The organism is Methylobacterium sp. WSM2598 (assembly GCF_000379105.1).
Taxonomy (GTDB): domain Bacteria; phylum Pseudomonadota; class Alphaproteobacteria; order Rhizobiales; family Beijerinckiaceae; genus Methylobacterium.
In genome coordinates, this window is sequence record NZ_KB900609.1 from 6,754,463 (window position 1) to 6,779,604 (window position 25,142).

Annotated in this window: 25 protein-coding genes (1 of these 25 cut by a window edge); 8 read left to right on the forward strand and 17 right to left on the reverse strand. The window is 74.0% G+C overall.

Going from position 1 to position 25,142, the window contains the following annotated elements:
• Positions 1–71: 71 nt before the first annotated feature.
• A complete protein-coding gene (locus MET2598_RS0131390; protein ID WP_012335872.1) occupies positions 72–620 on the reverse strand; it encodes a ubiquinol-cytochrome C chaperone family protein in 549 nt (182 codons plus the stop codon).
• Between the two features lie 174 nt (positions 621–794).
• Here MET2598_RS0131390 and MET2598_RS0131395 point away from each other — a divergent pair, with 174 nt between their 5' ends.
• Positions 795–1,259 (forward strand): outer membrane protein assembly factor BamE, encoded by a 465-nt coding sequence (locus tag MET2598_RS0131395; protein WP_012335871.1) that lies wholly within the window; start codon positions 795–797, stop codon positions 1,257–1,259.
• Positions 1,260–1,462: 203 nt separating this feature from the next.
• On the opposite strand, the gene MET2598_RS0131405 is transcribed toward MET2598_RS0131395, so the two are convergent.
• Positions 1,463–3,331 (reverse strand): ABC transporter ATP-binding protein, encoded by a 1,869-nt coding sequence (locus tag MET2598_RS0131405; RefSeq protein ID WP_018263544.1) that lies wholly within the window; start codon positions 3,329–3,331, stop codon positions 1,463–1,465.
• A 102-nt stretch (positions 3,332–3,433) separates the two neighbouring features.
• Between MET2598_RS0131405 and MET2598_RS0131410 the strand changes: the two genes are divergently transcribed.
• The gene (locus tag MET2598_RS0131410; protein ID WP_018263545.1) at positions 3,434–3,925 is read left to right on the forward strand and encodes a tRNA (cytidine(34)-2'-O)-methyltransferase; all 492 of its coding nucleotides are present in this window, start codon (positions 3,434–3,436) and stop codon (positions 3,923–3,925) included.
• Between the two features lie 33 nt (positions 3,926–3,958).
• Here MET2598_RS0131410 and MET2598_RS0131415 read toward each other — a convergent pair whose 3' ends face one another.
• The 3 genes from MET2598_RS0131415 to MET2598_RS0131425 form a co-directional block, all read right to left on the reverse strand.
• Positions 3,959–4,363: a hypothetical protein gene (locus tag MET2598_RS0131415; RefSeq protein WP_012335868.1), complete on the reverse strand. Its 405-nt coding sequence runs from the start codon at positions 4,361–4,363 to the stop codon at positions 3,959–3,961.
• 259 nt (positions 4,364–4,622) lie between these two features.
• The gene (locus MET2598_RS0131420; protein ID WP_018263546.1) at positions 4,623–5,531 is read right to left on the reverse strand and encodes an aldo/keto reductase; all 909 of its coding nucleotides are present in this window, start codon (positions 5,529–5,531) and stop codon (positions 4,623–4,625) included.
• Between the two features lie 5 nt (positions 5,532–5,536).
• On the reverse strand, positions 5,537–6,424 hold the full coding sequence (locus MET2598_RS0131425) for a helix-turn-helix domain-containing protein (RefSeq protein ID WP_012335866.1): 888 nt from the start codon (positions 6,422–6,424) through the stop codon (positions 5,537–5,539).
• Positions 6,425–6,586: 162 nt separating this feature from the next.
• Here MET2598_RS0131425 and pobA point away from each other — a divergent pair, with 162 nt between their 5' ends.
• The 3 genes from pobA to MET2598_RS0131440 all read left to right on the forward strand — a co-directional run bounded on the left by pobA (position 6,587) and on the right by MET2598_RS0131440 (position 8,582).
• Entirely contained in the window at positions 6,587–7,762 is a 1,176-nt protein-coding gene (gene pobA / locus MET2598_RS0131430; protein ID WP_018263548.1) for a 4-hydroxybenzoate 3-monooxygenase, read from the forward strand.
• Between the two features lie 233 nt (positions 7,763–7,995).
• Complete coding sequence (locus MET2598_RS0131435) at positions 7,996–8,277, forward strand: type II toxin-antitoxin system RelE/ParE family toxin (protein WP_018263549.1); 282 nt, start codon at positions 7,996–7,998, stop codon at positions 8,275–8,277.
• Between the two features lie 14 nt (positions 8,278–8,291).
• The gene (locus tag MET2598_RS0131440; RefSeq protein WP_018263550.1) at positions 8,292–8,582 is read left to right on the forward strand and encodes a HigA family addiction module antitoxin; all 291 of its coding nucleotides are present in this window, start codon (positions 8,292–8,294) and stop codon (positions 8,580–8,582) included.
• A gap of 10 nt (positions 8,583–8,592) precedes the next feature.
• On the opposite strand, the gene MET2598_RS0131445 is transcribed toward MET2598_RS0131440, so the two are convergent.
• The 5 genes from MET2598_RS0131445 to MET2598_RS0131465 form a co-directional block, all read right to left on the reverse strand.
• A complete protein-coding gene (locus MET2598_RS0131445; protein ID WP_012335862.1) occupies positions 8,593–9,603 on the reverse strand; it encodes a YcjF family protein in 1,011 nt (336 codons plus the stop codon).
• Positions 9,600–11,045: a YcjX family protein gene (locus MET2598_RS0131450; RefSeq protein WP_012335861.1), complete on the reverse strand. Its 1,446-nt coding sequence runs from the start codon at positions 11,043–11,045 to the stop codon at positions 9,600–9,602. The genes MET2598_RS0131445 and MET2598_RS0131450 overlap by 4 nt, the downstream gene beginning before the upstream one ends.
• Positions 11,046–11,165: 120 nt before the next feature.
• Positions 11,166–12,551, reverse strand: coding sequence for a hypothetical protein (locus tag MET2598_RS0131455; RefSeq protein ID WP_018263551.1), 1,386 nt, complete (start codon positions 12,549–12,551; stop codon positions 11,166–11,168).
• A gap of 268 nt (positions 12,552–12,819) precedes the next feature.
• On the reverse strand, positions 12,820–13,344 hold the full coding sequence (locus MET2598_RS0131460; protein WP_012335859.1) for a SixA phosphatase family protein: 525 nt from the start codon (positions 13,342–13,344) through the stop codon (positions 12,820–12,822).
• 13 nt (positions 13,345–13,357) lie between these two features.
• On the reverse strand, positions 13,358–14,203 hold the full coding sequence (locus MET2598_RS0131465; protein WP_012335858.1) for an AAA family ATPase: 846 nt from the start codon (positions 14,201–14,203) through the stop codon (positions 13,358–13,360).
• 645 nt (positions 14,204–14,848) lie between these two features.
• Here MET2598_RS0131465 and MET2598_RS0131470 point away from each other — a divergent pair.
• A complete protein-coding gene (locus MET2598_RS0131470; protein ID WP_236728847.1) occupies positions 14,849–15,436 on the forward strand; it encodes a response regulator in 588 nt (195 codons plus the stop codon).
• Positions 15,437–15,809: 373 nt separating this feature from the next.
• On the opposite strand, the gene MET2598_RS0131475 is transcribed toward MET2598_RS0131470, so the two are convergent.
• The 3 genes from MET2598_RS0131475 to MET2598_RS0131485 all read right to left on the reverse strand — a co-directional run bounded on the left by MET2598_RS0131475 (position 15,810) and on the right by MET2598_RS0131485 (position 20,886).
• Positions 15,810–18,995, reverse strand: coding sequence for a CheR family methyltransferase (locus tag MET2598_RS0131475; RefSeq protein WP_018263553.1), 3,186 nt, complete (start codon positions 18,993–18,995; stop codon positions 15,810–15,812).
• Between the two features lie 93 nt (positions 18,996–19,088).
• Positions 19,089–20,117 carry a chemotaxis protein CheB gene (locus MET2598_RS0131480; RefSeq protein ID WP_012335855.1) on the reverse strand — a complete coding sequence of 343 codons (1,029 nt, stop codon included), beginning with the start codon at positions 20,115–20,117 and terminating at the stop codon, positions 19,089–19,091.
• A 25-nt stretch (positions 20,118–20,142) separates the two neighbouring features.
• The gene (locus tag MET2598_RS0131485; protein ID WP_012335854.1) at positions 20,143–20,886 is read right to left on the reverse strand and encodes a Crp/Fnr family transcriptional regulator; all 744 of its coding nucleotides are present in this window, start codon (positions 20,884–20,886) and stop codon (positions 20,143–20,145) included.
• A gap of 132 nt (positions 20,887–21,018) precedes the next feature.
• On the opposite strand from MET2598_RS0131485, the gene MET2598_RS37745 reads away from it, so the two are divergent.
• Both MET2598_RS37745 and MET2598_RS0131495 read left to right on the forward strand, forming a co-directional pair.
• A complete protein-coding gene (locus MET2598_RS37745) occupies positions 21,019–21,384 on the forward strand; it encodes a response regulator (RefSeq protein ID WP_330218360.1) in 366 nt (121 codons plus the stop codon).
• Positions 21,385–21,525: 141 nt separating this feature from the next.
• Positions 21,526–21,774, forward strand: a complete 249-nt coding sequence (locus MET2598_RS0131495) for a hypothetical protein (protein WP_012335853.1) — start codon at positions 21,526–21,528, stop codon at positions 21,772–21,774.
• A gap of 172 nt (positions 21,775–21,946) precedes the next feature.
• Here the strand turns inward: MET2598_RS0131495 and MET2598_RS0131500 are convergent, their stop codons facing one another.
• From MET2598_RS0131500 to MET2598_RS0131515, 4 genes are all read right to left on the reverse strand, one after another.
• A complete protein-coding gene (locus tag MET2598_RS0131500) occupies positions 21,947–22,828 on the reverse strand; it encodes a 2-hydroxy-3-oxopropionate reductase (RefSeq protein WP_018263554.1) in 882 nt (293 codons plus the stop codon).
• Between the two features lie 17 nt (positions 22,829–22,845).
• Entirely contained in the window at positions 22,846–23,616 is a 771-nt protein-coding gene (locus MET2598_RS0131505; protein WP_012335851.1) for an HpcH/HpaI aldolase family protein, read from the reverse strand.
• Between the two features lie 21 nt (positions 23,617–23,637).
• Complete coding sequence (gudD, locus tag MET2598_RS0131510) at positions 23,638–24,993, reverse strand: glucarate dehydratase (RefSeq protein WP_012335850.1); 1,356 nt, start codon at positions 24,991–24,993, stop codon at positions 23,638–23,640.
• 137 nt (positions 24,994–25,130) lie between these two features.
• Positions 25,131–25,142: the end of a LysR family transcriptional regulator gene (locus MET2598_RS0131515; RefSeq protein ID WP_012335849.1), read on the reverse strand. Its footprint extends 885 nt past the window's final position; only the last 12 of its 897 coding nucleotides appear in the window; its start codon lies off the right edge, out of view; the stop codon is at positions 25,131–25,133.

Below are 25,142 nucleotides of genomic sequence, written 5' to 3' on the forward strand. Positions count from 1 at the left end.
CCGGGCACCGGGCGCGCGGTGTCTCAACAGGGGCCGCGACGGGCCGGTTTCCGGCACGCCGGGGCCGCGGCTCAGGCCGCGGGGCCGAAGGGCGCCGGGTCGGGCAGGACCGGCCCCTCCGCCATCAGCCGGTCGAGGTCGTGCTGCCCGAGGGCGGCGTCGGCGGCCACCACGTAGGCGGCGAGGGGCGCGGCGGCCTCGGGCGCGTCGCGGCCGAGCACGTTGCGGGCCAGCGCCGCGGCGAGCGCCGCCGCGTCGCCCGCGTCGAGGGCGGCGTCGTAGGCCCGGGCCCGGCCGTAGAAGGCCTGGGCCAGCTTCTTCATGCGCTTGGCCACGCCGAGATCCCCCACCCCGAGCTCGCGCAGCGACGAGTCGAGCTGCGCGAAGACGGAATCGACCAGGTCCTGGGCGACGTCCTCGGCCGGGGCGGGCAGCTGGCGCAGGCGGCGCAGCACCAGGATGACGGTGAGGCAGAGGGTCTCGAAGCGGCCCTCGACGGTGTCGGGCACCCCGAGCGCGAGGTAGAGGGCGGGCACCCGGGCGGCCGCGTTGATGCGGATGTGCAACGCCTCGATGGCGCGACGGCGCCCGTCCTCGCGCCGGAACAGGTTGCGGATCATCGCCGATTCGTCTCCCAAGCCCTTGCGCGGCCAAGCGGATCAGCGCCCCGCCGCAGCCCCGCGCGGCGCCCGTCCAACCTTGGCCGTGCCTTGCCAACGCCACAACCCCGGGGTACGGCAGCGCTCCGTTCCGGCGCAAGGGCGCCGTCCCTTCGCGTGTTCCAGAGGGTCGCGATGCCGCGTCGCTTCATCCCGTCACTCACCCGCCTTGCCGCGGCGGGTCTGCTCGGCCTGTCGGTGGCCGGCTGCGTGATCGGCGAAGAGTTCCGCCACGGCTACCTGATCGACGAGGCGGCGGTCGCCCAGGTGAAGCCGGGCACCAGCGCCGAACAGGTGCTCCAGCTCCTCGGCACGCCCACCACGGTCTCCACCGTGGGCAACAAGTCCTGGTACTATATCAGCCAGAACACCAAGCGGACGGTGATGTTCCTGGGCGAGCGGGCCGAGAGCCAGCGGGTGCTGGCGGTCTATTTCAACCAGGGCTTCAAGGTCGAGCGCGTGGCGCTCTACGGCGAGCAGGACGGGCGGGTGTTCGACTTCATCTCCCGCACGACGCCGACGAGCGGCGGCGAGCAGGCCTTCCTGGGCCAGCTCCTGCGCGGCCTGACCAAGTACGAGCCGTTCCGCAACGCGCAGTGACGGGGCGGCCGGGAGCCCCCCGGCCCCGCCCCGGTCGGGCGCCTCATCCCACATCCGCTTGATCCCTTCGGGATGGCGGATGTGGGCTTCGCTCAGGCGCCGCGCGGGCTCGGGATCCGCCTGATCCCTTCGGGATGGCGGATCTGGGCTTCGCTCAGGCGCCGCGCGGGCGCGGGATCCGCTTCGATCGACCGGATCCCGGATCACTCCGCCGCCTGATCGAATCCCTCCCCCTCGCCCAGCCCGAGGAACCCGCCCGACTGGCGCTGCCACAGGCGGGCGTAGAGCCCGCCGCGGCGGATCAGCTCGGCGTGGCGGCCCTCCTCCACGATCCGGCCGCGATCGAGCACGATCAGCCGGTCGAGGGCCGCGATGGTCGAGAGCCGGTGCGCGATCGCCAGCACCGTCTTGCCCCGCATCAGCGTGTCGAGGGAGCCCTGGATGGCCGCCTCGACCTCGGAATCGAGGGCGGAGGTCGCCTCGTCGAGGATCAGGATCGGCGCGTCTTTCAGGATCACCCGCGCGATGGCGATGCGCTGGCGCTGGCCGCCGGAGAGCTTCACGCCCCGCTCGCCCACCTGCGCGTCGTAGCCCCGCCGGCCCCTGTGGTCCTCCAGGTCCTGGATGAAGTCGTGGGCGTGGGCGAGCTTGGCCGCCGCCACGATCTCCGCCTCGCCCGCCTCGACCCGGCCATACGCGATGTTGTCGCGGATCGAGCGGTGCAGGAGCGAGGTGTCCTGGGTCACCACTGCGATCTGCCGGCGCAGCGAGGCCTGGGTCACCCCCGCGATGTCCTGTCCGTCGATCAGGATGCGCCCGCCCTCGAGGTCGTGCAGGCGCAGGAGCAGCGAGGTGATCGTGGTCTTGCCGGCCCCGCTGGTGCCGACGAGGCCGACCTTCTCGCCCGGCCGGATGGTCAGGCTCAGCTCCTCGATCACGCCCCGGTCCTCGCGCCCGTAATGGAAGCTGACGCGCTCGAAGTCGATCCGCCCCTCGCCGACGACGAGGTCGGAGGCGCCCGGCCGGTCGACGATGGCGTGCGGCCGGGCGATGGTCTGCATGCTCTCCTGGATCACCCCGATATTCTCGAACAGGCCGCGCACGGTCTGCATCACCCAGCCCGACATGGCGATGAGGCGCAGCACCAGCGCGAGGCCGGCCGCCCCCTCGCCGGTGGTCATCCGGCCCTGCGACCACAGCAGGAGCACGGCGCCCGCCGTGCTGCAGATCAGGACCGAGTTCAGGAGCGAGAGGGTCGAGGTCGTGGCGGTGATCAGCCGGAACGAGTGCAGGTAGGCGTCGGTGTGGGCGGTGGTCGCCTCGCGCACCGCCGAGCGCTCCTCGCGGTCGCGGGCGAAGAGCTTGACGGTGAGGATGTTGGTGTAGCTGTCGACGATGCGCCCGATCAGCGCCGAGCGGGTGTCGGCGACCTTGAGCGAGCGGGCGCGGGCGCGGGGGACGAAGAAGCGCGTCAGCCCCGCATAGGCGGCGATCCAGACCAGGACGGGCAGGACCAGCCAGGGGCTGATCGAGGAGAACAATCCGACCGCCGTCGCGGCGAAGATCGCCACGTAGAGCAGCGTGTCGATGAACACGACCGCGAGTTCGCGCACCGCCGGGCCGACCTGCGTGACCCGGTTGGCGAGGCGCCCGGCGAAATCCGCCTGGAAGTAGGAGAGCGAGTGGCCGAGCGTGTAGAGGTGCGTGCGCCAGCGGACCATGTTGGTGGTCTGGGGCACGACCAGCTGGTTCGAGAGCGCCTCGTGCAGCCAGGACAGGGCGGGCCGCACTACCAGCACCAGGAACCCGGCGAGCATGAGCCCGGTGCCGTGCTCGGCCCAGAGGGTGTCGGGGCGCGACGTCGCCAGGATGTCGACGAACCAGCCCATCAGCAGGTAGAGCGACGCCTCGACGATCCCGGCCGCGAGGCCGGCGAAGAACAGCACCACCAGGGCGCCGCGCACCGGGCGCAGGTAGGTGCCGGCGAAGCCCGTGACCGTGCCGGGGGGCTGGCGCCCCTCGTCGAAGGGCGCGAACGGGTCGATGCGGCGCTCGAGCCAGTCGAGGAACATGAGGGGCCTTTCGCGGGATTGCGCGCCCCCTCAGGTATTCCGCCTTGACGGCCTGCCAACCGGGGGGCGATGCCGCACGCCCCCCTTCGAGCCCGTCGCCCGATGCTGCGCCTCGCCCTCTACCAGCCCGACATACCCCAGAATACCGGCACGATGCTGCGGCTCGCCGCCTGCCTCGGGGCGGCGGTGGAGATCATCGAGCCGGCGGGCTTCGACGTCTCGGACCGGCACCTGCGCCGCTCGGGCCTCGACTATCTCGACCACGTGGCGATCACGCGGCACCGCTCCTTCGCGGAGTTCGAGGCGTGGCGGCGGCGGGCGTCGCTGCGCCTCGTGCTCGCCACCACCGCGGGCGCCCTGCCCTACACGGCGCTCGCCTACCGCCCGGACGATTGCCTGCTGGTGGGGCGCGAATCGGCCGGCGTGCCCGATTCCGTCCACGCCGCCGCGGAGGCCCGGGTGGTGATCCCGCTGCGGCCGGGCCTGCGCTCCCTCAACGTCGCGGTCGCCGCCGCGATGATCCTCGGCGAGGCACTGCGCCAGACCGGCGGCTTCCCCGGGAGCGCCGCACCGGGGGGCGCGACGGGACCGTGAGGCGGCGCGCCGGAGCCGATCGGGCCGCCCCGCTCACTCCGCCTGCGCGACGCGGGTCGTGCGGCGGGCGGTCCAGCGGCCCGTGCAGAGCGAGGACACGGTCCAGGTGCCGGAGCCCGAGGTGGCCTGGAGCCGGCCCGAGGCCGCGCCGCTCGCCGGGCCCTTGCGGACCGTGAGGCCGACGCTGCCGTCCTCGCCGATGCGGCCGCTCACCGAGGCGCCCTCGCTCGCCGAGGCGAGCCGGACGTCGCCGTCGCGCACCGCCAGCGACACGCTCGTGCGCGCGTCGCACATGCCGGATTCGGTGACGAGCTGCACGGCCCAGGTGCCGTTGTAGCCGCGCGCCTCGCCCGAGACCGCCGGCAGCGCCGAGACCAGACCTGCCGAGACCAGACCTGCACCGAGCGCGAGCGCAATGACGGCAGACTTGATGAGCATGCTTCCCCCTCGAAGACGAAGAGCCGGGCGCGATCCGATCAGGCGCGCCCGGAACCGTCGGGTCCCGTCGCGCTCGCCGCGGCGATGGCGTGGATGAGCTGGGTTATAGCGGCGGAGGGGGCAGAAATGGGGCAATGCGGCCCAGTTCCATCTTGGCCGTACACGAAAAACAGAGCATTTTGCCGCGCCTCAGGCCGTCGAGAGCTTGACTGATCCGCGGCGCGGGCCGGTCTGAACTTCGTTCAACCTGAACCGGCATTCAGAGTTCGGCCATCCGGCGGCGCAGGGCGGCGTCCGGGAGCGGCCCGGTGCCGGCCCGCAGGTTGGCCGCCATGTGCGCGGGGCTGCCCGTCCCCGGGATGGCGCAGGTCACGGCCGGGTGGCCGATCACGAATTTCAGCAGGATCTCGGCCCAGCTCGCGCAGCCCAGCTCCGCCGCGTAGCCGGGCAGCGGGCGGTCCTTGAGGCGGGCCAGCAGGCCGCCCCCGCCGAAGGGCCGGTTGACCAGCACGGCGACGCCCCGCTCGGCCGCGAGCGGCAGGAGGCGCGCCTCGGCGGCCCGGTCGTCGAGGGCGTAGTTGATCTGGAGGACGTCCACGGGCTCGGCCCGCAGCGCGGCCTCGACCTCGTCGAAGGCGCTCTCGGTGTAGTGCGAGAGGCCGAGATGGCGGATCCGGCCCTCCTCCTTCCAGGCCCGAAGAACGGGCAGGTGCACGCGCCAGTCGAGGAGGTTGTGCACCTGCATCAGGTCGACGCGGTCGGTGCGCAGGCGCGCGAGGGATTGGCGCATCTGCGCGAGCCCGGCCTCCCGCCCGCGGGTCCAGACCTTGGTGGCGAGGAAGGCCCGGGGCCGCGTCCCCGCCTCGGCGAGGAGGTCGCCGACCACGGCCTCGGCCCGCCCGTACATCGGCGAGGAATCGATCACCCGGCCGCCGCCGTCGAGGAGGGTGCGCAGCACCGCGCCGAGCCGGGCCCGCCCGGCCTCCTCCTCGCCGACGTCGAAGCCGATCCAGGTGCCGAGCCCGATCACCGGCAGGGCCTCGCCGCTCGACGGGATGCTCCGCCGCGCCACGCCGCTCACCTGCGCCCGAACCGGCCCGCTCCCGGCCAGGACGGCGCCGGCCGTGCCGCGAAGGATCCCCCGCCTCGTCAGGTCCTGGCCCCGCATCGCCCTCACCCCGTCGCGCCGCGCCGCGCGCGAAACGCGCGCGGGGGCTCCCCGGTGCCCTGGGCGAAGAAGCGCGAGAAGTAGGCCGGGTCCGAGAAGCCGAGGCTGTAGGCCACCTCGGCGACGCTGAGGTCCGAGTAGAGCAGCGTGCGCTTGGCCTCCAGCAGGCGGCGGTCGCGGACGATCCGCCCGGGGCTCTCGCCGGTCACCGCCCGGCAGGCGGCGCGCAGCCGCGCCGGGGTCACGCCGAGGTCGCGCGCGTAGGCGTCGAGGGGCCGCTCCTCCCGGTGGCGCGCCTCGACCGCCTCCCGGAAGCGCGCCACCAGCACCGCCTGCGGTCCCGGCGGGGCCGGCGGCCCCTGCGCGGCGCGCGCGTGGCGCAGCACCGCGACCAGGAGGACGAGCAGGTGCCCTTCGAGGGCCGCCCGCCGCCCGGGCGCCGCCCAGGTCAGTTCGCGGGCGAGCTCCGCGAGGCACTCGCCGGCCCCGCTCGGCGCCGTCTCGGCGAGCGCGGCGGGCGCCCGGAACAGCCCGGCGAGGTCGGGCTCGCGCCGGGCGAGGTCGCGCAGGTAGCGGTCCGACAGGGTCAGCACCGTGCCGACCGTCTCGTGCGCGAAGCGGAAGCCGTGGGCGGTGCCCGCCGGCACCAGGAGGAAGCAGGGCCCCGCGAAGGCGATCCTCTCGGCCTCCGCCCGCATCACGCCCCCGCCCCGCGGCAGGTGCAGGATCTGGTGCAGCCCGGCATGGACGTGCGGCCGGATGCGCCAGCGGTTGGGCCGGCTGCGGTCGTCCAGGGCCTCCAAGTGCAGGAAGCGGTCGTCGGCGTCGCGCGGCGCCTCGCCGTACAGGAAGAAGTGCGGCACCGCAGGTGCTTGTGCTGGCAGTGAGGGCATCGGGGCGGCGTCTCCGGCGCGGCGGCCTCGGCGGCGGAAAATCCAATTTATTCGCCGCGGCGTCCATCGCCAGGGGCGCGCGCCGCGCGCATCCTGTCCCCGGATGCGCCCCCGCCTCGACGCGGCCGGGCGCCGCGAACACGCCACACGGAGGAGACGCGGATGCGCTGCCAGGTCGCGATCATCGGGGCCGGTCCGGCCGGAATGTTCCTCGCCCACCTCCTCGCCCGGGCGGGGATCGACGCCGTGGTGCTGGAGCGCCGCACCCGCGACTACGTCGAGGGCCGGGTGCGGGCCGGCGTCCTGGAGCAGGGCACCGTCGCGGTGCTGGAGGCACTCGGCCTCGACGGGCGGCTGAAGGCCGAGGGCCTCGTCCATACCGGCACCAACCTCGCCTATGACGGCGAGATCTTCCGCATCGACATGGCCGCGCTGACCGGCGGCGGCGCCGTCACGGTCTACGGCCAGCAGGAGGTGATGCGCGACCTCTTCGACGCCGCCGAGGCGCGGGGCCTGCGCATCGTGTTCGAGGCCGAGGACGTGGCGCTCCGCGACGTCGCGGGCGAGCGTCCCTGCGTGGAGTACCGTTGCGGCGGCGCGGCGCACAGCCTCTCGTGCGACTTCATCGCCGGCTGCGACGGCTTCCACGGGGTCGGCCGCGCGGCGATCCCGCCGGACGTGCTGCGGGTCTTCGAGCGGGTCTACCCGTTCGGCTGGCTCGGCATCCTGGCGGAGCTGCCGCCGGTCAACCACGAGCTGATCTACGCCAACCACCGCAACGGCTTCGCGCTGGCCAGCATGCGCTCGCCGACGCGCAGTCGCTACTACGTGCAGGTCGGGCTCGACGAGCGGATCGAGGATTGGCCGGACGCGCGGTTCTGGGACGAGCTGGCGCTGCGGCTCGGGCCGGAGGCGGCCTCCGGCCTCGTGCGGGGCCCCTCCTTCGAGAAGAGCATCGCGCCCCTGCGCAGCGTCGTGGCCGAGCCGATGCGCCACGGGCGGCTCTTCCTGGCGGGCGACGCCGCGCACATCGTGCCGCCGACCGGGGCCAAGGGCATGAACCTCGCCGTCTCGGACGTGGCGATGCTGGGCGAGGCGCTGGTGGCCCATTACCGCGAGGGCGATGCCTCCGGGCTCGACGGCTACTCGGCGCGGGCGCTGGCGCGGGTGTGGAAGGCGGAGCGGTTCAGCTGGTGGTTCACCGGCCTGACCCACCGCTTCCCCGACATGGATCCCTTCGCGCGCCGCATGCAGGTCGCGGAACTCGCCTATATCCGCGGCTCGGTCGCCGCCCAGACGGTGCTCGCGGAGAATTACGTCGGGCTGCCGATGGGCTGAGGGAGCCGGCCCGGCCGTGGCGTCCGTCGGGCGAGGAAGCGGTCCGACGGGACGATCCGCCATCGCGGCGGAGACGTCCCTGCCAGGGGAGATCCCTGGCGAGCGAACCGATCTCGCCGATGTCCCCTTCCCCCGACGCTTCGGGCGTGCGCAACGGCGTGATCGCCTCTGGCACCTTCGTTGAAGCTGCCGACGGTTTGTGGTACGGGAATCGTACCGCATGCCGGCCGGAGATGATCCAGAGCTTCGCTGACAAGCACGCGCGCGCCCTGCATGAGGGTGGCATCTGTCATCCGCGGTGGCGGGCGTTCGAACGTATCGCCCTGCGCAAGCTCGATGCGCTCGACGCCGCGGTCGACCTCGACGACCTGCGCAGCCCGCCAGGCAATCGTTTGGAACCTCTCCAGGGCGACCGCGCGGGCCAGCACAGCATTCGCATCAACGACCAATGGCGCATCTGCTTTCGCTGGACAGACCTCGGTCCCGAGGAGGTCGCGATCGTCGATTATCATTGAGGTACCGAGATCGTATGCCGCGCATCCGCACCCATCCTGGCGAAGTCCTCCTTGAGGACTTCATGAAACCGTTCGGCCTGAGCGCCCGCCAACTCGCGGAGGCGATCAGGGTGCCGCACAACCGCATCGGCGACATCCTGCGCGAGCGCCGGAGCATCACGGCCGACACGGCCCTCCGGCTCGGCCGCTACTTCGGCACCACGGCCCAGTTCTGGGTCAACCTCCAGACCGCGCACGATCTCTCGAAGGCGGCGGCGACGCACGATTACGAGACGATCCGCCCGCGCGAGGCGGCTCCCACCTGACGATCCCCCCTCAGCCCTCCGCCTCGCCGGTGCGGATCAGTTCGCCCGCCACGTCCCCGATCCGCGGCGCCGGCTCGCGCAGGAAGGGCAGCGGCCGGCAGACCGCCAGGGCCGCGAGGCCGAAGCGGGCCGTCATCAGGCCGTTGAGCACCCCCTCCCCGAGCTTCGCCGAGACCCGCGCCGCGAGCCCCAGGCCCAGCACCTGCTGCACGAGGCTGTCGCCGACCGCGACGCCGCCCGTCACCGCGAGATGCGCGAAGGCCGCCCGGGCGAGCCGCAGGAACCCGAACAGGCCCGGCCGCCCGCCATAGATCGTCGCGACCCGGCGCAGCAGCCGCACCGCCGCGAAGACCACGAAGGCCACGTCCACGATCGCCCGCGGGCTGAGCGCCGTCACGGCCGAGACCTGCTTGGCCGCGTCCGCCACCGCGGCCTTGGCCAGCCGGTCGAGGGGGCCGAGCAATTCGTGCTCGGCGATGCCCAGGCGGTCCTCCACGTCGAGGATCGCGTCGGCCACCGCGTCGAGGCGCCCGCGCGCCGCCGCGAGGCCCGGCCGTTCGGCGTAGAGGGTGCCGACCTCCCGCACCACCGCCTTGGCGGCGGTGTGGTCGCGGCTCGCCAGCGCCGCCAGCGCCGCCTCGCGGATCGCCTCGATGCGCCGCTCGCGCAGCACGCCGGCGAGCTCCCGCCAGACCAGCGCCAGCAGCGCCACCGCCGCCAGCGCGAGGAGCGCCAGCGCCACCGCCCCGAGCCAGGGGGCGGCGGCGAAGAGGTCGGCGATCAGCCGCTCGACCGCGAGCCCGATCCCCAGGCTCGCGAGGCCGCCGAGCGCCGAGAGGAGGAGCGTCGCCCAGGGCGGACCCGCGCGGGGCGCGACCGGCACCGGCACGCCGTCGGCGGCGTCCACGATCTCGAAGGGCTGCTCCACCACCCGCACGCCCTCGGCCAGCGGGGTCTCGGTGCCGGGCGGGCCCGGCTCGGGCGGCAGGCGGAAGGCCCGGGGCTTCGGGGGCAGGCTCATGCGAGGCGGTCGCCGATCAGGAATTGCAGGGCGCGGTCGAGGCGGATCTGCGGCAGCCGGCCCGGCCGGCCGAGCGCGTCCGCCGGCACGCGCGGCGGGCGGAAGCGCGGGAAGCGCAGGGAGCCGGGCTCCACCGCCCCCTCCAGCACCGCCTCGGGCCGCTCGGGCAACTCGCCGGGGAAGATCGCCGCCTCGGTCTCGCCGTCGAAGACGTCGTCGCCGATCGCCTCGCCGGCCTCCGGCGTGCCCGCCACCGCCTGCAGCGTGTGGGGGCCCTCGTGCACCAGGGTCTCGCGGGTCGCCCGCACCGAGGCGAGCGCCACCGTGCCGACCCGCGCCCCCGCCGCCTCCGTGCGCCGCAGGGAGCGGGCCACCAGGAGGCGCAGCAGCGCGTCGAGCCGGTCGTGGCTGGAATGGTGGAGGTGGTCGGCCTTCGTCGCCGCGAACAGGATCCGGTCGGCCCGCGGCGCGAACAGCCGCGACAGCACGCTGTTGCGCCCGATCCGCAGGCTCATCAGCACCCGGTCGAGGGCGTCCTCCAACTCGGCCAGGGCCGCCGCCCCGGCATCCACCGCGGCGAGCACGTCGACCAGCACGATCTGCCGGTCGATGCGCTGGAAATGCTCGCGGAAGAAGGGCGTCACCACCCGGCCCTTGTAGGCCTCGAAGCGGCGCTCCATCAGGCCGCCGAGGCTGTCCGGGCCGGTCGGGCCGGTGAGGAGGAGGGGCGCGAAGGTCAGGGCCGGCGAGCCCGCGAGGTCGCCCGGCATCAGGAAGCGCCCGGGCGGCGTGGTGGCGACCGCCTCGGGCCCCGCCCGCACCGCCGCCAGATAGGCCTTGAAGGCGTCGCTCGCCCGCTCGGCCACGACCTCGTCGAGGGGCTGATTCGGGTCGAGGCCGCGCAGGAGGTCGAGCCAGGGCGCCGCCAGCGCGGCGCGGCCGGGGCGCTGGGCGGCCGCGATCGTCTCCCGCGACCAGCCCTCGTAGGTCTGCTCGATCAGGGCGAGGTCGAGCAGCCACTCGCCCGGATAATCGACGATGTCGACCATCAGGCTCGCGGGGCCGGGCCGCCAGCCGGCCGCCCGCTCGTACGCGATGGCGAGGCGCAGCTGGCTGATCCGGTCGGTGGAGCGCGGCCAGCGCCGCTCCTCGGTCAGCGCCGCGAGGTGCTCCTCGTAGGGGAAGCGCGGCACGTCGTCGTCGGGCTGGGGCACCAGCCGTGCGCGGCGCAGGCGGCCCTCCTGCGAGGCCCTGAGGGCCGGCAGCGGGTTGAGGCCGGAGAGCTGATGCACCAGGGCGGCCGTGAACACGGTCTTGCCCGAGCGGGCGAGCCCGGTGACGCCGAGCCGCAGGGTCGGCTGGACGAGGAGGTCGCTGGAGGCCTCGGCGAGGGCGCGGGCGGCGGAGCCGGCCCGCTCGACGAAGCTCAGGAGGGGCGGCACGGACGGACTTCGCTCTCGCTCGATGGGTGACGGGGAGGTGGCGCGGGCTTCGCCGTTCCGCAAGGGCGCGCCGCGACCGGGAGCGGTCGGCGAGCGGGGGCGCTCACGAAGCCGGGCCGCTCACGGCTGATGCGGCCTCGCCAGCCCCTCCGCCTCCGCCCGCGCGGCGGGCCGCACCGGCGCGGCGGGCTGCGCCTGCGCGGCGGATTGCGCCTGCGCGGCGGATTGCGCCTGCGCGGAGAGCCGCGCCCGGGAGGATTCGGCCCGGGCGATCGCCTCGGCGACGAGGGCCGGATTCGCCCGCAGACTGCCGAGTTCGACCGCCGACATGGCGAGGAGCACCGGCGCGAGGCGGGCAGTCGCGCTCCCCTGCGCGTCGAACAGGCCGAGATCGTCGCCGGCCCCGAGCCCGACGCTCTCGGCGATCCGGCGCGCGTAGGCCTGGATGCGCGCCTCGTCGGAGCCGCACAGGGGGGCGGGCGGGCGCAGCGCCGGAGGCAGGGCGGCGACCGAGGAGAGCGAGGTCAGGGAGGGCAGAGCGGCCGCCTCGGCGAGGAGCCGGTCCCCGTCGAGGAGGCGGGCGGGCGTCACCGGGGCGGCGGGCTCCGGGGCCGCGCCGATGCCGGTGGCGATCGTCGGCACCGAGGCGGCCGGCCGGGGCGGGTTCGGCCGGACGGGAGGGCGCGTCCGGCCCCCGAGCCGGGCGAGCGCCGACCAGGGCTGGATCCGCAGGGCCGGGCCGCCCGGCGCGGCCCGCGCGACGGCGCCGGGCGGCAGACCCGGCGCGGCCCGCGCGACGGCGCGCGCGACGGCGCGGGGCGCCGCGCGCGGCGCCGGGCGCGCGAGGCCGCCGCGGCCGTGGCGGGCGAGGAACCGCGCCCGCAGCGTGCGGCCGATCCCCCGCGGCGCCAGGGCCGTCAGCGCGGGCGAGGCCGGGATGGCCGCCGCCTGGACCGCCGCGGGGCGCCGCGCGGCCCCGCCTCCGGCCGGGCCGGGAGGCCGGGCGAGCGCGGCCGCGGGCGCGGCGCACTCGGCCGGGGCCCAGCGCCGCACGATCGCCAGGGCCGAGCGGCGGCCGAGCACCGTGTAGTAGCGCCTCAGCAGCGCGACCGCGGCGTCGGCCCCCTGCTCGGCCGAGGCGAAGCCCGTGTGGCCCTCCGCGTCGGCGCCGATTTCGCCGTCCCAGCCGGCGCGCTTGATGCACCAGTAATTGTTGAGCTTGACGCAGCGCGCCACGAAGGCGGGATCGGCCGGCGCCGCGAAGGCCACCAGGGCGAGGGAGAGCGGGCGCAGCGAGAAGCGGGCCTCCTCGCGCCAGTTCGACACCGCGCGGGCCTCGGGCCGGTAGAGGGCCGGCCCCGCCTCGGGCACGGCCAGGGCGGTGCGGGCGAGCGCGAGCCGGCCGGCGGCGTCCGCCGCCGCCAGCCCCTCGCGGGCGAGCGCGGCGGCCCGGTCCGCGCCGGGGCCCAGCGCAGTCGCGAGGGCGAGCAGCGGCAGGAGGATCACGGCGCGCTCAGGACGGCTCGGTCGCCGCGGCGGCTGGCGTCATCGGGCGGGCCTCCCTTCCCTCTGCATCATTCGCCGAAGCGGCCACCGGCTTGGCGGCAAAATGATGCGAAACCAACAGTCCAAGCAGAATTGCGCCGTGCCATTCCGCTTAAGGTCACCGGTCGGGGCTCGGGCGGCGCCGCGCTCGCGCGGGAGACGGCCTCCCGCGCGTGCGTTCCGGCGCGCCCGAACCCGCCGCTCGGAAACGGCCGAGCCGGGCTTCGGTTCAGTCGTCCTCGCCCGCGCCGAGCGCCTTGGGGGTGATGAAGCGCTCCAGCGTGCCGCTGTGCGGCGCCACCTCCGCCCAGGCCCCGACCGCGAGGTCGATCACCGCCACGGCGGCGGTCGGGAATTTCCGCGACAGCGCCCGCAACCCGTCGCGGTCCTCGTCCGCGAGCAGCAGCTGGCCGAATTCCTGCAGGCCGGGATTGTGCCCGAGGAGGAGCAGCGTCGCGACCGCGTCGTCGGCGCCCCGCACCACGTCGAGCAGGCGCTTGGCCGAGGCCTCGTAGAGGGCCGGCACGGTCTCCTGCGCGGCGCCCGGCAGGGCCGGCGCCACCAGGCTCCAGGTCTCCTGCGTGCGCCGCGCGGGCGAGACCAGGGCGTGGTCGGGCCGCAGGCCCTCCTCGGCGAGGTAGGCGGCCATGCGCGGCGCCGCCTCGCGCCCCCGGCGGCTGAGCGGCCGGTCGCTGTCGGGGACGCCGTCGGGCCAGTCCGACTTGGCGTGGCGCAGCAGGATCAGGCGGCGCATGGCTTTGCCTCCGTCAGCGGCCGTCGCGGCGGCTCAGGAACGCGAGCTTCTCGAACAGGGCGACATCCTGCTCGTTCTTCAGGAGCGCCCCGTGCAGCGGCGGGATCAACTTGCGCGGGTCGCGCTCCCGCAGGCTCTCGGGGCCGATATCCTCCGCCATCAACAGCTTGAGCCAGTCGAGCAGTTCGGAGGTCGACGGCTTCTTCTTGAGCCCCGGCGCCTCGCGCACCTCGAAGAAGATGCGCAGGGCCTCCTCCACCAGGCGCTGCTTGAGGCCCGGATAATGCACCGCGACGATCGCCTGCAGCGTCTCGGGATCCGGGAACTTGATGTAGTGGAAGAAGCAGCGACGCAGGAAGGCGTCGGGCAATTCCTTCTCGTTGTTCGAGGTGATGATGACGATCGGGCGCCGCGCCGCCCGCACGGTCTCGCCCGTCTCGTAGACGTGGAACTCCATGCGGTCGAGTTCGAGCAGGAGGTCGTTCGGGAACTCGATGTCGGCCTTGTCGATCTCGTCGATCAGCAGCACCGGCCGCTCCGGTGCCGTGAAGGCCTCCCAGAGCTTGCCGCGGCGGATGTAGTGGCGGATGTCCGAGACGCGCGGGTCGCCGAGCTGCGAGTCGCGCAGGCGCGAGACCGCGTCGTACTCGTAGAGGCCCTGCTGGGCCTTGGTGGTCGACTTGACGTGCCAGGTCAGAAGCGGCGCGGAGAGCGCGCGGGCCACCTCCTCGGCCAGCACCGTCTTGCCGGTGCCCGGCTCGCCCTTGATCAGGAGCGGGCGCTCCAGCGTCACGGCGGCGTTCACCGCGACCGCGAGATCCGGCGAGGCGACGTAGGTATCGGTTCCGGAAAAGCGCATCGGCCCTCACATCCTGCTCTCGGAGCAGAACATCTAAGCGATGCCTCTGGGAACCGCGAGTCGGGACCGGGGCGGAGGCGCCGGCGGCCCGGGGGCAGGGATCGAGGAGGAGACGGGCACCCCCGGGCCGCCGGCTTCGCACCGCGCGGCGGGGAGCCGGCGGCGCGACGCGGGATCATAGGGTGGTCGCGCCGGCCTCACCTCCACATAGGTTAGTGCAGCAACCTCCCCGCATTTACATGAATCAGGATCGAAAAAAAGGGCCGCGCCTCACCGGCACGGCCCAGTATTCGGAGGAGATCCGCAGAGGAGCCAAGACGCCACACACTGCCTGTTGCCAACACATCGGTTCTCGGGTTGTTCCCGGAGCGACTGGGAATTCCCGGGTGCCGCCGGGCCGTGCGGCGGCGCGGCGGCGGAACGCCCGGCCGGCAAGGTCTCGGCCATCATCGGCGGCGGCGGAGGCCGCGTCCGACCCCCGCCGCAGGCATATCCCGAGCGCTCGACTGATTTGTGCACCTTTCACGATCGCGTAGCGCCACGCTGAAACCAACCTCGCCCGGCCTCATTGCCCTTTCGTGGGGCTCATAACCTGCGATAGCGGCGGTTCGGGAGGCCGGTGCGGCCCCCGCAAGAGGGTTTGACATGCGTCGTGCGGACACGGTGTTCCAACCTGCCCAAACCAGTTCGGAGGCGGCCGTGGCGCACGGCGTCGGGCGCGGCCTGCAGGACCTGTTCGGGGCGCCCATGCAGGAGGCGCTGCCGGAGCGCCTGCGCGACCTCGTGGCGCTGCTGGTCGCCCGCGACGCGGTCGGCCGGCGCGAGGAGGGACGGCGCGGGCCGGCCGGCGAGCCGACGCAGCTCGTCCTGGTGGTGGAGGACGACCCGGCCGTGCGCGACCTCGCGGTGACGCTGCTGCGGGACACGGTGCTCGACGTCGCCGCCTGCGGCAGCGGCGAGGAGGCGGTGGCCCTCCTCAAGCAGCGCGGCACCGAGGTCGCCATGGTGTTCACGGACGTGCGGCTGCCGGGCGGGATGGACGGGATCGCCCTCGCCCGTGCGGTGAGCCAGCTCTGGCCGGGCGTGCGGGTCGTCGTCACGTCGGGCTTCGCGGATGCGCGGATCGCCGGCCTGCCGCAGGGCGCCGTCTACATGCCCAAGCCCTGGCGCGCCCTCGACGTGCTCGCCCAGGTCGACCACGCCGTGCGCCACCCGGACCCGCCGGTGGCCTGAGCCGAACCGCCCGCTGCGAGGCCGCTCATGCGGACGGCCCAGGCTGCCGACGCGTCGGGCCGCGGATCCTCTCGGCATGTCGACACACGCCGATGGCGTGACGCGGCATCGCGAACGGAACCACCGATCATCGGACATGATCGTCGGTCTTGAACTCTCGTCCCCGCGTCATCTTGCGGCCGAACCGGCATCCGCTTCGTCGGACCGTGCGACCGCCGCAGGATGCCGAGGCGCCGGCCGGCGAGGACGCGCAGGATCAATCCGACATCCGGCGGATTGCGTCGCCATCTCCCATTTCGGCCATGCGGATCTCGGCCTCGCTCAGGCGCCGCGCGGGCTCGTCATACCCGGACGTGATCGTCCGGACAGCGCATCACTCCCGCTCGCGCTGGACCAGGATCCGGTCGTTGGCGGGGAGCACGATGTGGCACTGCATCCCCTCGGGCCGGAAGCTCAGGGCGGCGCTGCCGCCGAGCTCGTAGGACAGGGTGCGCTCGATCAGCTCGGTGCCGAAGCCGCGCCGCGACGGCGGATCCCCCGAGAGCGTCACCCCGGTCTCGATCCAGGCGAGCGTCAGCAGGGGCTCGGGCGCGGACCGGTCCTCGATCCGCCACGTCACCGTCACCCGCCCGCTCGGGGCCGTCAGCGCCCCGTGCTTGACCGCGTTGGTGGCGAGTTCGTGGATGGCGAGGGCCAGGGTCTCGGCGGCCTTGGGGCGCAGGCGCACCGGCGGGCCCTCGATCCGGCGCACCTGCTCGCCCTCGTGCGCCGCGTGGGCCAGGAGTTCGTGGCTGACGAGCTGCTCCAGGTCGATGCCCGCGGCCGGGTCGCGGGTGACCGCGGACTGGACGCGCGCGAAGGCGTCGATGCGCCCCTCCAGGTGGGCGGCGTAATCCTCCACGGTGTCGCTCGACAGGGCTGTGCGCCGGACGACCGAGCGCATCACCGCCAGCGTGTTGCGCACCCGGTGCTGCAATTCGGCGAGCAGGAGCTTGGCCTGCCCCTCGCTGGCGCGCAGGGCCTCCTCGGCCCGCAGGCGGGCCGTGATGTCCACGAAGGTGACGACGACCCCGGCGATGAAGTTGTCGACGCTGCGGTAGGGCAGCACCCGCACCATGTAGCGCGCGCCCGTGGCCGGGTTGACGATCTCCCGCTCGACGGTGCCGAGCGTGCGCAGCACCCGCCGCGCATCCTCCTGCAGCTCGTCGTAGGCGACCCGCGGCTTGATGTGGGCGATCGGCCGGCCGACATCCGACTCGACGAGGTGGAACACCTCCGACACGGCCGGTGTCGAGTTCGTCACCCGCAGGTCGTTGTCGAGGAAGACCGTGGCGATCTGCGTGCTCTCCAGGAAGTTCTTGAGGTCGCTGGTCGCCCGCGTCAGCTCGTTGACGCGATGGCCGAGCTCGCCGTTGACGGTGGTGAGCTCCTCGTTGACCGACTGGAGCTCCTCCTTGGAGGTCTCGAGCTCCTCGTTGGCGCTCTGAAGCTCCTCGTTGAGGGATTGGTACTCCTCGTTGGAGGATTTCAGCTCCTCGTTCGTGCTCTCGAGCTCCTCGATCGTGGCCTGGAGCCGGTCCTTGGTGGTGCGCAGCTCCGCCTCGAGGCGCTGGGCGTGCTCGGTCTGGGCGGAGGGAGCGGGGGCGCCGTCCTCGTCGCTCGCCAGCATCGCCCCGTCCTTGAACAGCACGACGAAGCTGAGGCCCGCGCCCGGCGCCTCCTGGACCGGCTCGACCACGAGGTCGACCACCAGCCGGTGCCCGTTCAGCCCGATGCGCAGCCCGTCGAGCTGCACGGTCGCGCCGTGCTCGGCCGCCCGGGTCAGGGCGGCGCGCAGGTCGAGGCGCAGGTCCGGGTGCACGAGCTGCAGCAGGTTGAGGCTCGCCGCGCCCCCGGCCGGGTCGATGTAGCGGCCGGTCCGCCCGGAGAAGTGCAGGACCGTGTAGCTCTCGTCCACGATGACGTAGGCGGGGGCGAAGCGCTCGGCGAAGCGCTCGGCCCGGCGCGTCAGCGTCGCCTCGGCCGCGCGGGGCCGCTCGGGGGGCACGGCGGACGCCGTCACGCGGCGGTCGACCGCCGCGAAGGGGAAGTCCGGCAGCGTGCGCGTGCCGGTCTCCAGCCGCCGGAAGATCCGCGAGCGGCCCTCGATCGGGGCGAACAGCCCCGTGTGCCGCGAGACGTTCTCGGAATTGCCCAGGAACAGGAAACCGCCCGGCCGCAGGGCGAAGTGGAACAGCGGGACGACCCGGCTCTGCAGCTCCGCGTCGAGGTAGATCAGCAGGTTGCGGCAGGAGATGAGGTCGAGGCGCGAGAAGGGCGCGTCCTTGATGATGCTGTGCTGGGAGAAGATGCACATCTCCCGCACTTCCTTAACGACGCAGTAGGTGTCGCCCTCCCTGACGAACCAGCGGGCGAGGCGCTCGGGCGACATCTCGGCGGCGATGTCGTCGGCGTAGCGGCCCGCCCGCGCGGCGGCCAGCGCCCGTCCGTCGAGGTCGGTGGCGAAGATCTGGATCTGCGGCACCTCGTCCCGGTCGGCCAGCTGCTCGCGCAGCAGGATCGCGATCGAGTAGGCCTCCTCGCCGGTCGAGCAGCCGATCACCCAGACCCGCAGCTGGTCGCTGCGGCGCTTGCCCGAGAACAGGGCCGGGACGACCTCGCGCTCCAGCAGGTCGAACTCGCCCGGGTCGCGGAAGAACTGCGTCACCCCGATCAGCAGGTCGTTGAACAGGCCCTGCGCCTCGTCCGGCTTGGCGCGCAGGATCTCCACGTAGGCGGCGAGGCTGTCGGCCTGCATGACCTGCATGCGCCGCTGCACCCGGCGCAGGAAGGTGCCGGGCTTGTAGCCGTGGAAGTCGTGCCCGGTCTTGTTGCGCAGGATGGTGGCGACCGCGGTGAGCGCGCCCGCGATCTCCTCCCCGGGGGGCGCGCCCTCGGGCATCGCCTCGTCCTCGCGCAGGAGCTGCGCCGCGTAGGCCCTGAGGCGGTCGGCGAGGTCGTCGAGGGGCAGGATCGCGTCCGCGAGCGCGGCCGGGCTGTTGCTGGCCGCAAGGTCGTCGGCCCGCGCCTCGGCGGTCTCCTCGGCCAGGGCGAGGCCGCCCGCTTCCTTGATCATCTTGACGCCGAGCGTGCCGTCGCCGTCCGTCCCGGCGAGCGCCACCACCACGGCGCGCCGGTTCTCCTCGCGGGCGAGGGACACGAGCAGGCTGTCGATCACGCCGCGCTCCCCGGGCGCCTGCTCGGCCGGGCGGGTCCGGAAGCGACCGCGCTCGATCGTGGCGATCGCGCCCGGGGCCGGGAGGTAGAGGCGGCCCCCCGCCAGGGGGAGCCCGTCCTCGACCGCCGTCAGGCCGCGCCCGGACAGGCCGAGGGCGAGGCGCAGCCGCGCCTCGTCCAGGATCTCGCGATGCTGCAGGATGAGGATCGTCGCCACCTGCGCGCTCGGCAGCGGGCCGGCGAGGAGCCGTTCGAGGGAGGCCGGGCTCGCCGCGGAGGCGCTGACCGCCAGGACGACACCGACCGGATCGTCGGCCCCGGAAGCGATCGTGTCAGCCTCCATGATCTCTCCCGCTGCCTCCCGTGGCGCGCCGCCGGCCCGGCGCGCCGCTGCCGTCCCTGGTGCGAAACGCGCTTCCGCCGGCCGGGCGGGAGATTAGCCCGCCTCGCCGTTCCCGTCTCCGGGATCGGCGGCGCCGGGCTGCGGCATCGCGCTCAGAATCGCCCGCCGGATCGTCTCCCCGTAGCCGCGATACTCCGCGGCGCGCGCCTCGTACATCTCGGCCACGGCGCGACGGCCGGACCGGCGTCCGTCCTCGGCCATCCGGGCCACGAGGTCGGCCCGCTCCTCGACGATGCGCAGGGCCACCCGCATCGCCTCGTCGACCGCCGCCTCCTGCTCCTTGGCGAGGGCCTCGGCGGTGAGCGCGTGGCCGACCTGGCAGCGGAAGCGCACGGGCTTGCTGCCGCGCACCTCCGACAGCACGCCGCAGCAATGCGGGCAGGTCAGGGGGGCCGGGTCGGCGATCTGGCGCAGCACGCCGCTGCCCACCCGCTCGCCCGCCGCGATGTCGACCTCGATGCGGATCTCCGGCGGCACCGGCAGGCGCGGGCCGGGCGTCTCCCGGGCGAGATCCGACAGCACGTCGCCGAGCCGCGCGCCCGGCACCGCGAGGTCGACCGCCGCCGCCGCGAGGGCGGCGAGCGGCATCTCGTCGGCGACCGCGTCGGCCGGGTCCTGGACCAGGGCGAGGCCGCCGCAGGCCTTGATCGCGTCGAGCCCCGCGGCGCCGTCGTTCAGGAGCCCGCTCAGCACGACGCCGATCACCCGCGGCCCGTAGGCGATCGCCGCGGAGCGGAAGAGCGGGTCGATGGCCGGCCGCACCATGTTCTCGCGCGGGCCCCGGCCGAGGCGGATCACCCCGTCGACGAGGAGCAGGTGCCGGTCCGGGACGCCGAGATAGATGTGGCCGGGGCGGATCGCCATGCCGTCCTGCGCCGTCTCGACCGGCAGGCGGCTCGCCGCGGAGGTGACGGTGGCCAGGAGGCCGAGGCTGCGCGCCGGGATGTGCAGCACCACCAGGACGGCCGCCGGCAGGTCGGCCGGCAGCGCCCGCAGCAGGGCCTTGAGCGGGACGGTGGCGCCGGCCGAGCCCCCGATGACGATGATGTCGCGATTGGTCACGGGCGCTCCTGGCTGCGGGTCGCGGTCAGCTGTCGTTGGCGTCGAGCTCCTGGCCTTCGCAGTCGAGGTGGAGGTAGTTGGGGCTGAACAGGGCGGCGTCCTGCAGGGCCTCCAGGTCGGGGACCGTCAGGGTCTTGCCGCGCAGGATGACGAGGCCGCGGGCGCGCAGATCCTGCAGCGTGCGGTTGACGTGGACTGTGGAGAGCCCGGTGGCGTCGGCGAGTTCGGCCTGCGTCACCGGCAATTCGCAGCTCGTCCCGTCCGTGAGCCCGATGCCGCGCAGCCGGATGAACACCTCGCAGAGCAGGTGCGCCATCCGCTCCAGCGCGTCGCGCTGGCCGAGATTGGTGGTCCACTCGCGCTGGGTCGCTTCCTCGACCAGGGAGTACCACCACAGGGCGCGGCTGAGCCGGGGGAAATTGTCGGTCAGATCGAGGATCGTCTCGCGCGGGATCTCCACCACGGTCGCGGGCGAGAGGGTGCCCACCGAGTGGTCCATGTGCTTGAGGATGAACATGCGGATGTCGCAGAGGTCGCCCGGGAGCAGGAAGGCGGCGATCTGGCGCCGCCCGTCCTCCAGCACCTTGTAGCGGCAGGCCCAGCCGTCGAGGATGAGGTTGACCCGCCGCGGCGCCTCGCCCTCCCGGATAATGTCCTCGCGCGAGCTGAACCGGCGCAGCTTCCCCGACGCCGCGCGTTCGAGCGCCTGCTTGTCGTCGCTCGACAGGCGGGTGAACTGCTCGAGCTTGCGGATCAGATAGGTCGGCATCGCAGGCTCCCGTCCCTCGTCCGTTACAACGATTGGAGCGGACCGGGCTCACTCCATGTTATTCGTCAGGGAGCCACGTTATGCATCATGCATCAATGGTTTTCCGACGCATGATCCGGAGTGGAGCCGCGCATGGCAGCATCGTTCCCGGCCGGTCCGCTCGCGCAACGTCGGGTCCTGGTGGTGGAGGACGAGTATTTCATCGCGGACGACATGGCTCAGGCCCTCGGCCGGCTCGGCGCCGTGGTCGTGGGACCGGCCCCGAGCCGGGACGCCGCCATGGCTCTGATCGACGGGGGTGCGCGGATCGACGCGGCCGTGCTCGACATCAATCTGCGGGGTGAGACGGTGTTCCCGGTCGGTGCCCTTCGTGTTCGCCACGGGCTACGACCGCGTCGCGGTGCCGGCGGCCTACCGGGACGTGCGCACTGGGAGAAGCCGTTCGATCCGGCCTCCCTCGCCCGCGCCCTGCCCCGGCTGCTGCCGGGCTTCGCCTGATCCCTGCGGCAGCGCGCGCTGCCGCTCTCCATCCCTGCGGCAGCGCGTGCGCTGCCGCACATGGCGGCCCGAACCTTTCGCGGCTGCGAACGTCGTCCCGGTGAAGGCCGCCCGAGAGCGGCCCGAACCACGGAGACACCGATGAAACTCAAGCCCTTCCTCGCCGCCGGCGCCCTGCTCGTCGCCGCCGCCCCGGCCTTCGCGCAGGGCGGCTCGCCCTACAACGCGTCCGGCTCCCAGGCGGGCGGCCCGCGTGCCGGGATCGAGCGCCGCTACGGCCTCACCGAGGGCGATCGCGCCGGCTACGACGCGATCTATCCCCGCGAGCGCGCCCCCTTCGCGGTGGTGCCCCGCGGCCAGGCCTATCCGGGCTTCCTCGTCGAGGAGTGATCCGACATCCGACGGATGGCTTCGCCATGCGGATGTCGGCCTCGCTCAGGCGCCGCGCGGGCTTGGCATCCGCTGTCCGGACGTGATCGTCCGGCCGGACGTGATCGTCCGGACAGCGCCTGAGCCGTCCGGCCGCGGAGCGGGGCGGCCGGGGCCGCCCCGCCTCCGGTCCTCAGCCGGCGACCTCGTGGTTGCCGAGGATCTCCAGCGCGCGCACCAGGGCCGAGTGGTCCTGCCCCCCCGCCCCGTTCGCCGCGCAGGCCGAGAAGAGCTGCTGGGCGAGCGCCGTGCCCGGCAGGCTCAGCCCGAGGCTGCGGGCGCCCTCGAGCGCGAGGTTGAGGTCCTTCTGGTGCAGGGCGATCCGGAAACCCGGGTCGAAGCGGCGCGTGATCATGCGCTCGCCGTGCAGCTCCAGGATGCGCGAGGTCGCGAGCCCGCCGGTGATCGCCTGGCGCACCTTGGCCGGGTCCGCCCCGGCCTTCGAGGCGAAGAGCAGGCCCTCCGCCACCGCCTCGATGGTGAGCGCCACGATGATCTGGTTCGCCACCTTGGCGACCTGGCCGGCGCCGGTGCCGCCCACGTGGGTGACGCTCTTGCCCATCAGGTCGAGGAGCGGGCCCACCCGCGCCACCGCCTCCTCGCTGCCCCCGACCATGATCGAGAGCGCCGCGTTCTTGGCGCCGACCTCGCCGCCGGAGACCGGCGCGTCGACGTAGTGCCCGCCCGCGGCCTCGATGCGGGCTGCGAAGTCGCGGGTGGCGATCGGTGAGATCGAGCTCATGTCGACGACGACGCAGCCGGGGCGCAGCCCCTCGGCGACCCCGCCCGCCCCGAACAGCACCGCCTCCACGTCCGGCGTGTCCGGCACCATCAGGATGACGACCTCGGCGCGCGCGGCCACCTCGGCGGCGCTGGCGCAGGGCCGCCCGCCGGCGGCCACCAGGGCCTCGGGCACGCGACGGCGGCTCTTCAGGTGGAGGCTGTGGCCGCCCGCGATGAGGTGCCCGGCCATGGGCGCGCCCATGATGCCGAGCCCGATGAATCCGACGTCCATGGCGAGGATGCTCCCGATCAGAGGCCGGCGCGGAAGCGCGCGGCGAGGGCCTCGGAGCCGCGGGCGAGGAGCCCGAGATCCGAGCCGATGGCGGTGAAGGTGGTGCCGGCGCGGGCGTAGCGGGCGGCGAGCTCCTCGTTCGCCGTGAGGATGCCGGCCGCCTTGCCGGTCGCGACGATGCGCCCGATCGTGCGCTCGATCTCGGCCACCACCTCGGGGTGGTTCTGCTGGCCGAGATGGCCGAGGCTGGCGGAGAGGTCGCCCGGCCCGACGAAGAGGCCGTCGACGCCCTCCACCGCGGCAATCTCCTCCAGGTTGTCGAGGGCGCGGCGCGACTCGACCTGCACCAGGACGGCGATCTCGCCGTTGCTGCGGGCGTGGTAGTCCGGGATGCGCCCGAAGCGGGCGGCGCGGGGCGCCTGCGAGAAGCCTCGGATGCCCTCTGGGGCGTAGCGCGTCGCGGCCACCACCGCGCGGGCCTGCGCGGCACCGTCGACGTTCGGGATCATCAGCGACTGCGCGCCCGCGTCGAGGACGCGCTTGATGGCGATCGGGTCGTCGCTCGGCACGCGCACCACCGGGGCGGCGCCGCCCTCCGCCATGGCCTGGAGCTGGCCGTAGATGTCGCGCAGGTCGTTGGGCGAGTGCTCCATGTCGAGGAGCAGCCAGTCGAAGCCCGAGCCCGCCACGATCTCGGTCGAGATCGCGCTCGCGAGGCTGCACCAGAGGCCGACCTGCTGGCGGCGCGCGCGCAGCCCGGCCTTGAAGCGGTTGGTGAGGATGTCCATGGGTCGCGTCTCCCGCTGCGGTCAGCGCACGAGGCAGGGTGTCTTGGGATCGAAGGTCCAGCCGGGAATCAGGAACTGCATCGCCGCGGCGTCGTCGCGGGCGCCGAGCCCGTGGCGCTCGTAGAGGGCGTGGGCCGCCTCGACCGCCTCCCAGTCGAGCGCGACGCCGAGGCCCGGCCGCTCCGGCACCCGCACCAGGCCGCCGCGGATCTCCGGCGGCTCCCGGGTCAGGCGCTGGCCGTCCTGCCAGATCCAATGCGTGTCGATCGCCGTGACCTTGCCGGGCGCGGCCGCGGCGGCGTGGGTGAACATGGCCAGCGACACGTCGAAGTGGTTGTTCGAGTGCGAGCCCCAGGTGAGGCCGTGGTCGCGGCAGGTCTGGGCGACGCGCACCGCCCCGGCCAGCGTCCAGAAATGCGGGTCGGCCAGGGGAATGTCGACGGCGCCGAGCTGGAGCGCGTGCACCATCTGGCGCCAGTCGGTCGCGATCATGTTGGTGGCGGTGGGCAGCCCGGTGGCGCGGCGGAACTCGGCCATGACCTCGCGGCCGGAGAAGCCGTTCTCGGCCCCGCAGGGATCCTCCGCGTAGGCGAGCACGTCGCCCCGGCCCCTGCACAGGCGGATCGCCTCCTCGAGCGACCACGCCCCGTTCGGGTCGAGGGTGACGCGGGCCTGCGGGAAGCGCTTGGCGAGGGCGGTCACCGCCTCGATCTCCCGCTCGCCCGCCAGCACCCCGCCCTTGAGCTTGAAATCGTTGAAGCCGTAGCGCTCGTGCGCGGCCTCGGCGAGCCGCACCACGGCATCGGGCGTCAGCGCCTCCTCGTCGCGCAGCCGCAGCCAGCCGTCGCGCGCCTCGGGCTCCCGGTAGGCCAGATTCGTGCGGCGGCGGTCGCCGACGTAGAACAGGTAGCCCAGCATCTCGACCGCGTCGCGCTGCTGGCCCTCGCCGAGGAGGGCCGCCACCGGCACGCCGAGGAACTGGCCGAGCAGGTCGAGGAAGGCGGATTCCACCGCCGTGACCGCGTGGATGGCGACGCGCAGGTCGAAGGTCTGGAGACCCCGCCCCCCCGCGTCGCGGTCGGCGAAGCGCGCCCGCATGGCGGCGAGCACGCGGTTCCAGGCGCCGAGGGGCTGGCCGAGGACGAGGCCGCGCGCATCCTCCAGGGTCTGCCGGATGCGCTCGCCTCCCGGCACCTCGCCGAGGCCGGTGGCGCCGGTCGAGTCGGTCAGCACCACGAGGTTGCGGGTGAAGAACGGCCCGTGCGCGCCCGACAGGTTGAGCAGCATGCTGTCGCGGCCGGCCACCGGGACGACCCGCATGGCGGCGATGGTCGGCGTGCGCGAGAGGCCCTGCGCGGGGCCGGCGGCGGTCTCCATGGCGTGCTCCCGAAGCGACGGCGTCTGCGACCGTCCCGGGCGCCATTTAGGCCCGCGCGGCGATGCACGTCCAAGCCAAAGACTGAATGGATCGATGCGCCAGGCGTATCGCAGGCGGGGCCGCCCCGCCGGCGGGCTCAGGGCGCGGC

What these genes read in the sequence shown, in the direction of transcription:
- MET2598_RS0131390 (WP_012335872.1), bottom strand. Translation starts at nt 620, where the DNA reads ATGATCCGCAACCTGTTCCGGCGCGAGGACGGGCGCCGTCGCGCCATC.
- MET2598_RS0131395 (WP_012335871.1), top strand. Translation starts at nt 795, where the DNA reads ATGCCGCGTCGCTTCATCCCGTCACTCACCCGCCTTGCCGCGGCGGGT.
- MET2598_RS0131405 (WP_018263544.1), bottom strand. Translation starts at nt 3,331, where the DNA reads ATGTTCCTCGACTGGCTCGAGCGCCGCATCGACCCGTTCGCGCCCTTC.
- MET2598_RS0131410 (WP_018263545.1), top strand. Translation starts at nt 3,434, where the DNA reads ATGCTGCGCCTCGCCCTCTACCAGCCCGACATACCCCAGAATACCGGC.
- MET2598_RS0131415 (WP_012335868.1), bottom strand. Translation starts at nt 4,363, where the DNA reads ATGCTCATCAAGTCTGCCGTCATTGCGCTCGCGCTCGGTGCAGGTCTG.
- MET2598_RS0131420 (WP_018263546.1), bottom strand. Translation starts at nt 5,531, where the DNA reads ATGCGGGGCCAGGACCTGACGAGGCGGGGGATCCTTCGCGGCACGGCC.
- MET2598_RS0131425 (WP_012335866.1), bottom strand. Translation starts at nt 6,424, where the DNA reads ATGCCCTCACTGCCAGCACAAGCACCTGCGGTGCCGCACTTCTTCCTG.
- pobA (WP_018263548.1), top strand. Translation starts at nt 6,587, where the DNA reads ATGCGCTGCCAGGTCGCGATCATCGGGGCCGGTCCGGCCGGAATGTTC.
- MET2598_RS0131435 (WP_018263549.1), top strand. Translation starts at nt 7,996, where the DNA reads ATGATCCAGAGCTTCGCTGACAAGCACGCGCGCGCCCTGCATGAGGGT.
- MET2598_RS0131440 (WP_018263550.1), top strand. Translation starts at nt 8,292, where the DNA reads ATGCCGCGCATCCGCACCCATCCTGGCGAAGTCCTCCTTGAGGACTTC.
- MET2598_RS0131445 (WP_012335862.1), bottom strand. Translation starts at nt 9,603, where the DNA reads ATGAGCCTGCCCCCGAAGCCCCGGGCCTTCCGCCTGCCGCCCGAGCCG.
- MET2598_RS0131460 (WP_012335859.1), bottom strand. Translation starts at nt 13,344, where the DNA reads ATGCGCCGCCTGATCCTGCTGCGCCACGCCAAGTCGGACTGGCCCGAC.
- MET2598_RS0131465 (WP_012335858.1), bottom strand. Translation starts at nt 14,203, where the DNA reads ATGCGCTTTTCCGGAACCGATACCTACGTCGCCTCGCCGGATCTCGCG.
- MET2598_RS0131470 (WP_236728847.1), top strand. Translation starts at nt 14,849, where the DNA reads ATGCGTCGTGCGGACACGGTGTTCCAACCTGCCCAAACCAGTTCGGAG.
- MET2598_RS0131475 (WP_018263553.1), bottom strand. Translation starts at nt 18,995, where the DNA reads ATGGAGGCTGACACGATCGCTTCCGGGGCCGACGATCCGGTCGGTGTC.
- MET2598_RS0131485 (WP_012335854.1), bottom strand. Translation starts at nt 20,886, where the DNA reads ATGCCGACCTATCTGATCCGCAAGCTCGAGCAGTTCACCCGCCTGTCG.
- MET2598_RS37745 (WP_330218360.1), top strand. Translation starts at nt 21,019, where the DNA reads ATGGCAGCATCGTTCCCGGCCGGTCCGCTCGCGCAACGTCGGGTCCTG.
- MET2598_RS0131495 (WP_012335853.1), top strand. Translation starts at nt 21,526, where the DNA reads ATGAAACTCAAGCCCTTCCTCGCCGCCGGCGCCCTGCTCGTCGCCGCC.
- MET2598_RS0131500 (WP_018263554.1), bottom strand. Translation starts at nt 22,828, where the DNA reads ATGGACGTCGGATTCATCGGGCTCGGCATCATGGGCGCGCCCATGGCC.
- MET2598_RS0131505 (WP_012335851.1), bottom strand. Translation starts at nt 23,616, where the DNA reads ATGGACATCCTCACCAACCGCTTCAAGGCCGGGCTGCGCGCGCGCCGC.
- gudD (WP_012335850.1), bottom strand. Translation starts at nt 24,993, where the DNA reads ATGGAGACCGCCGCCGGCCCCGCGCAGGGCCTCTCGCGCACGCCGACC.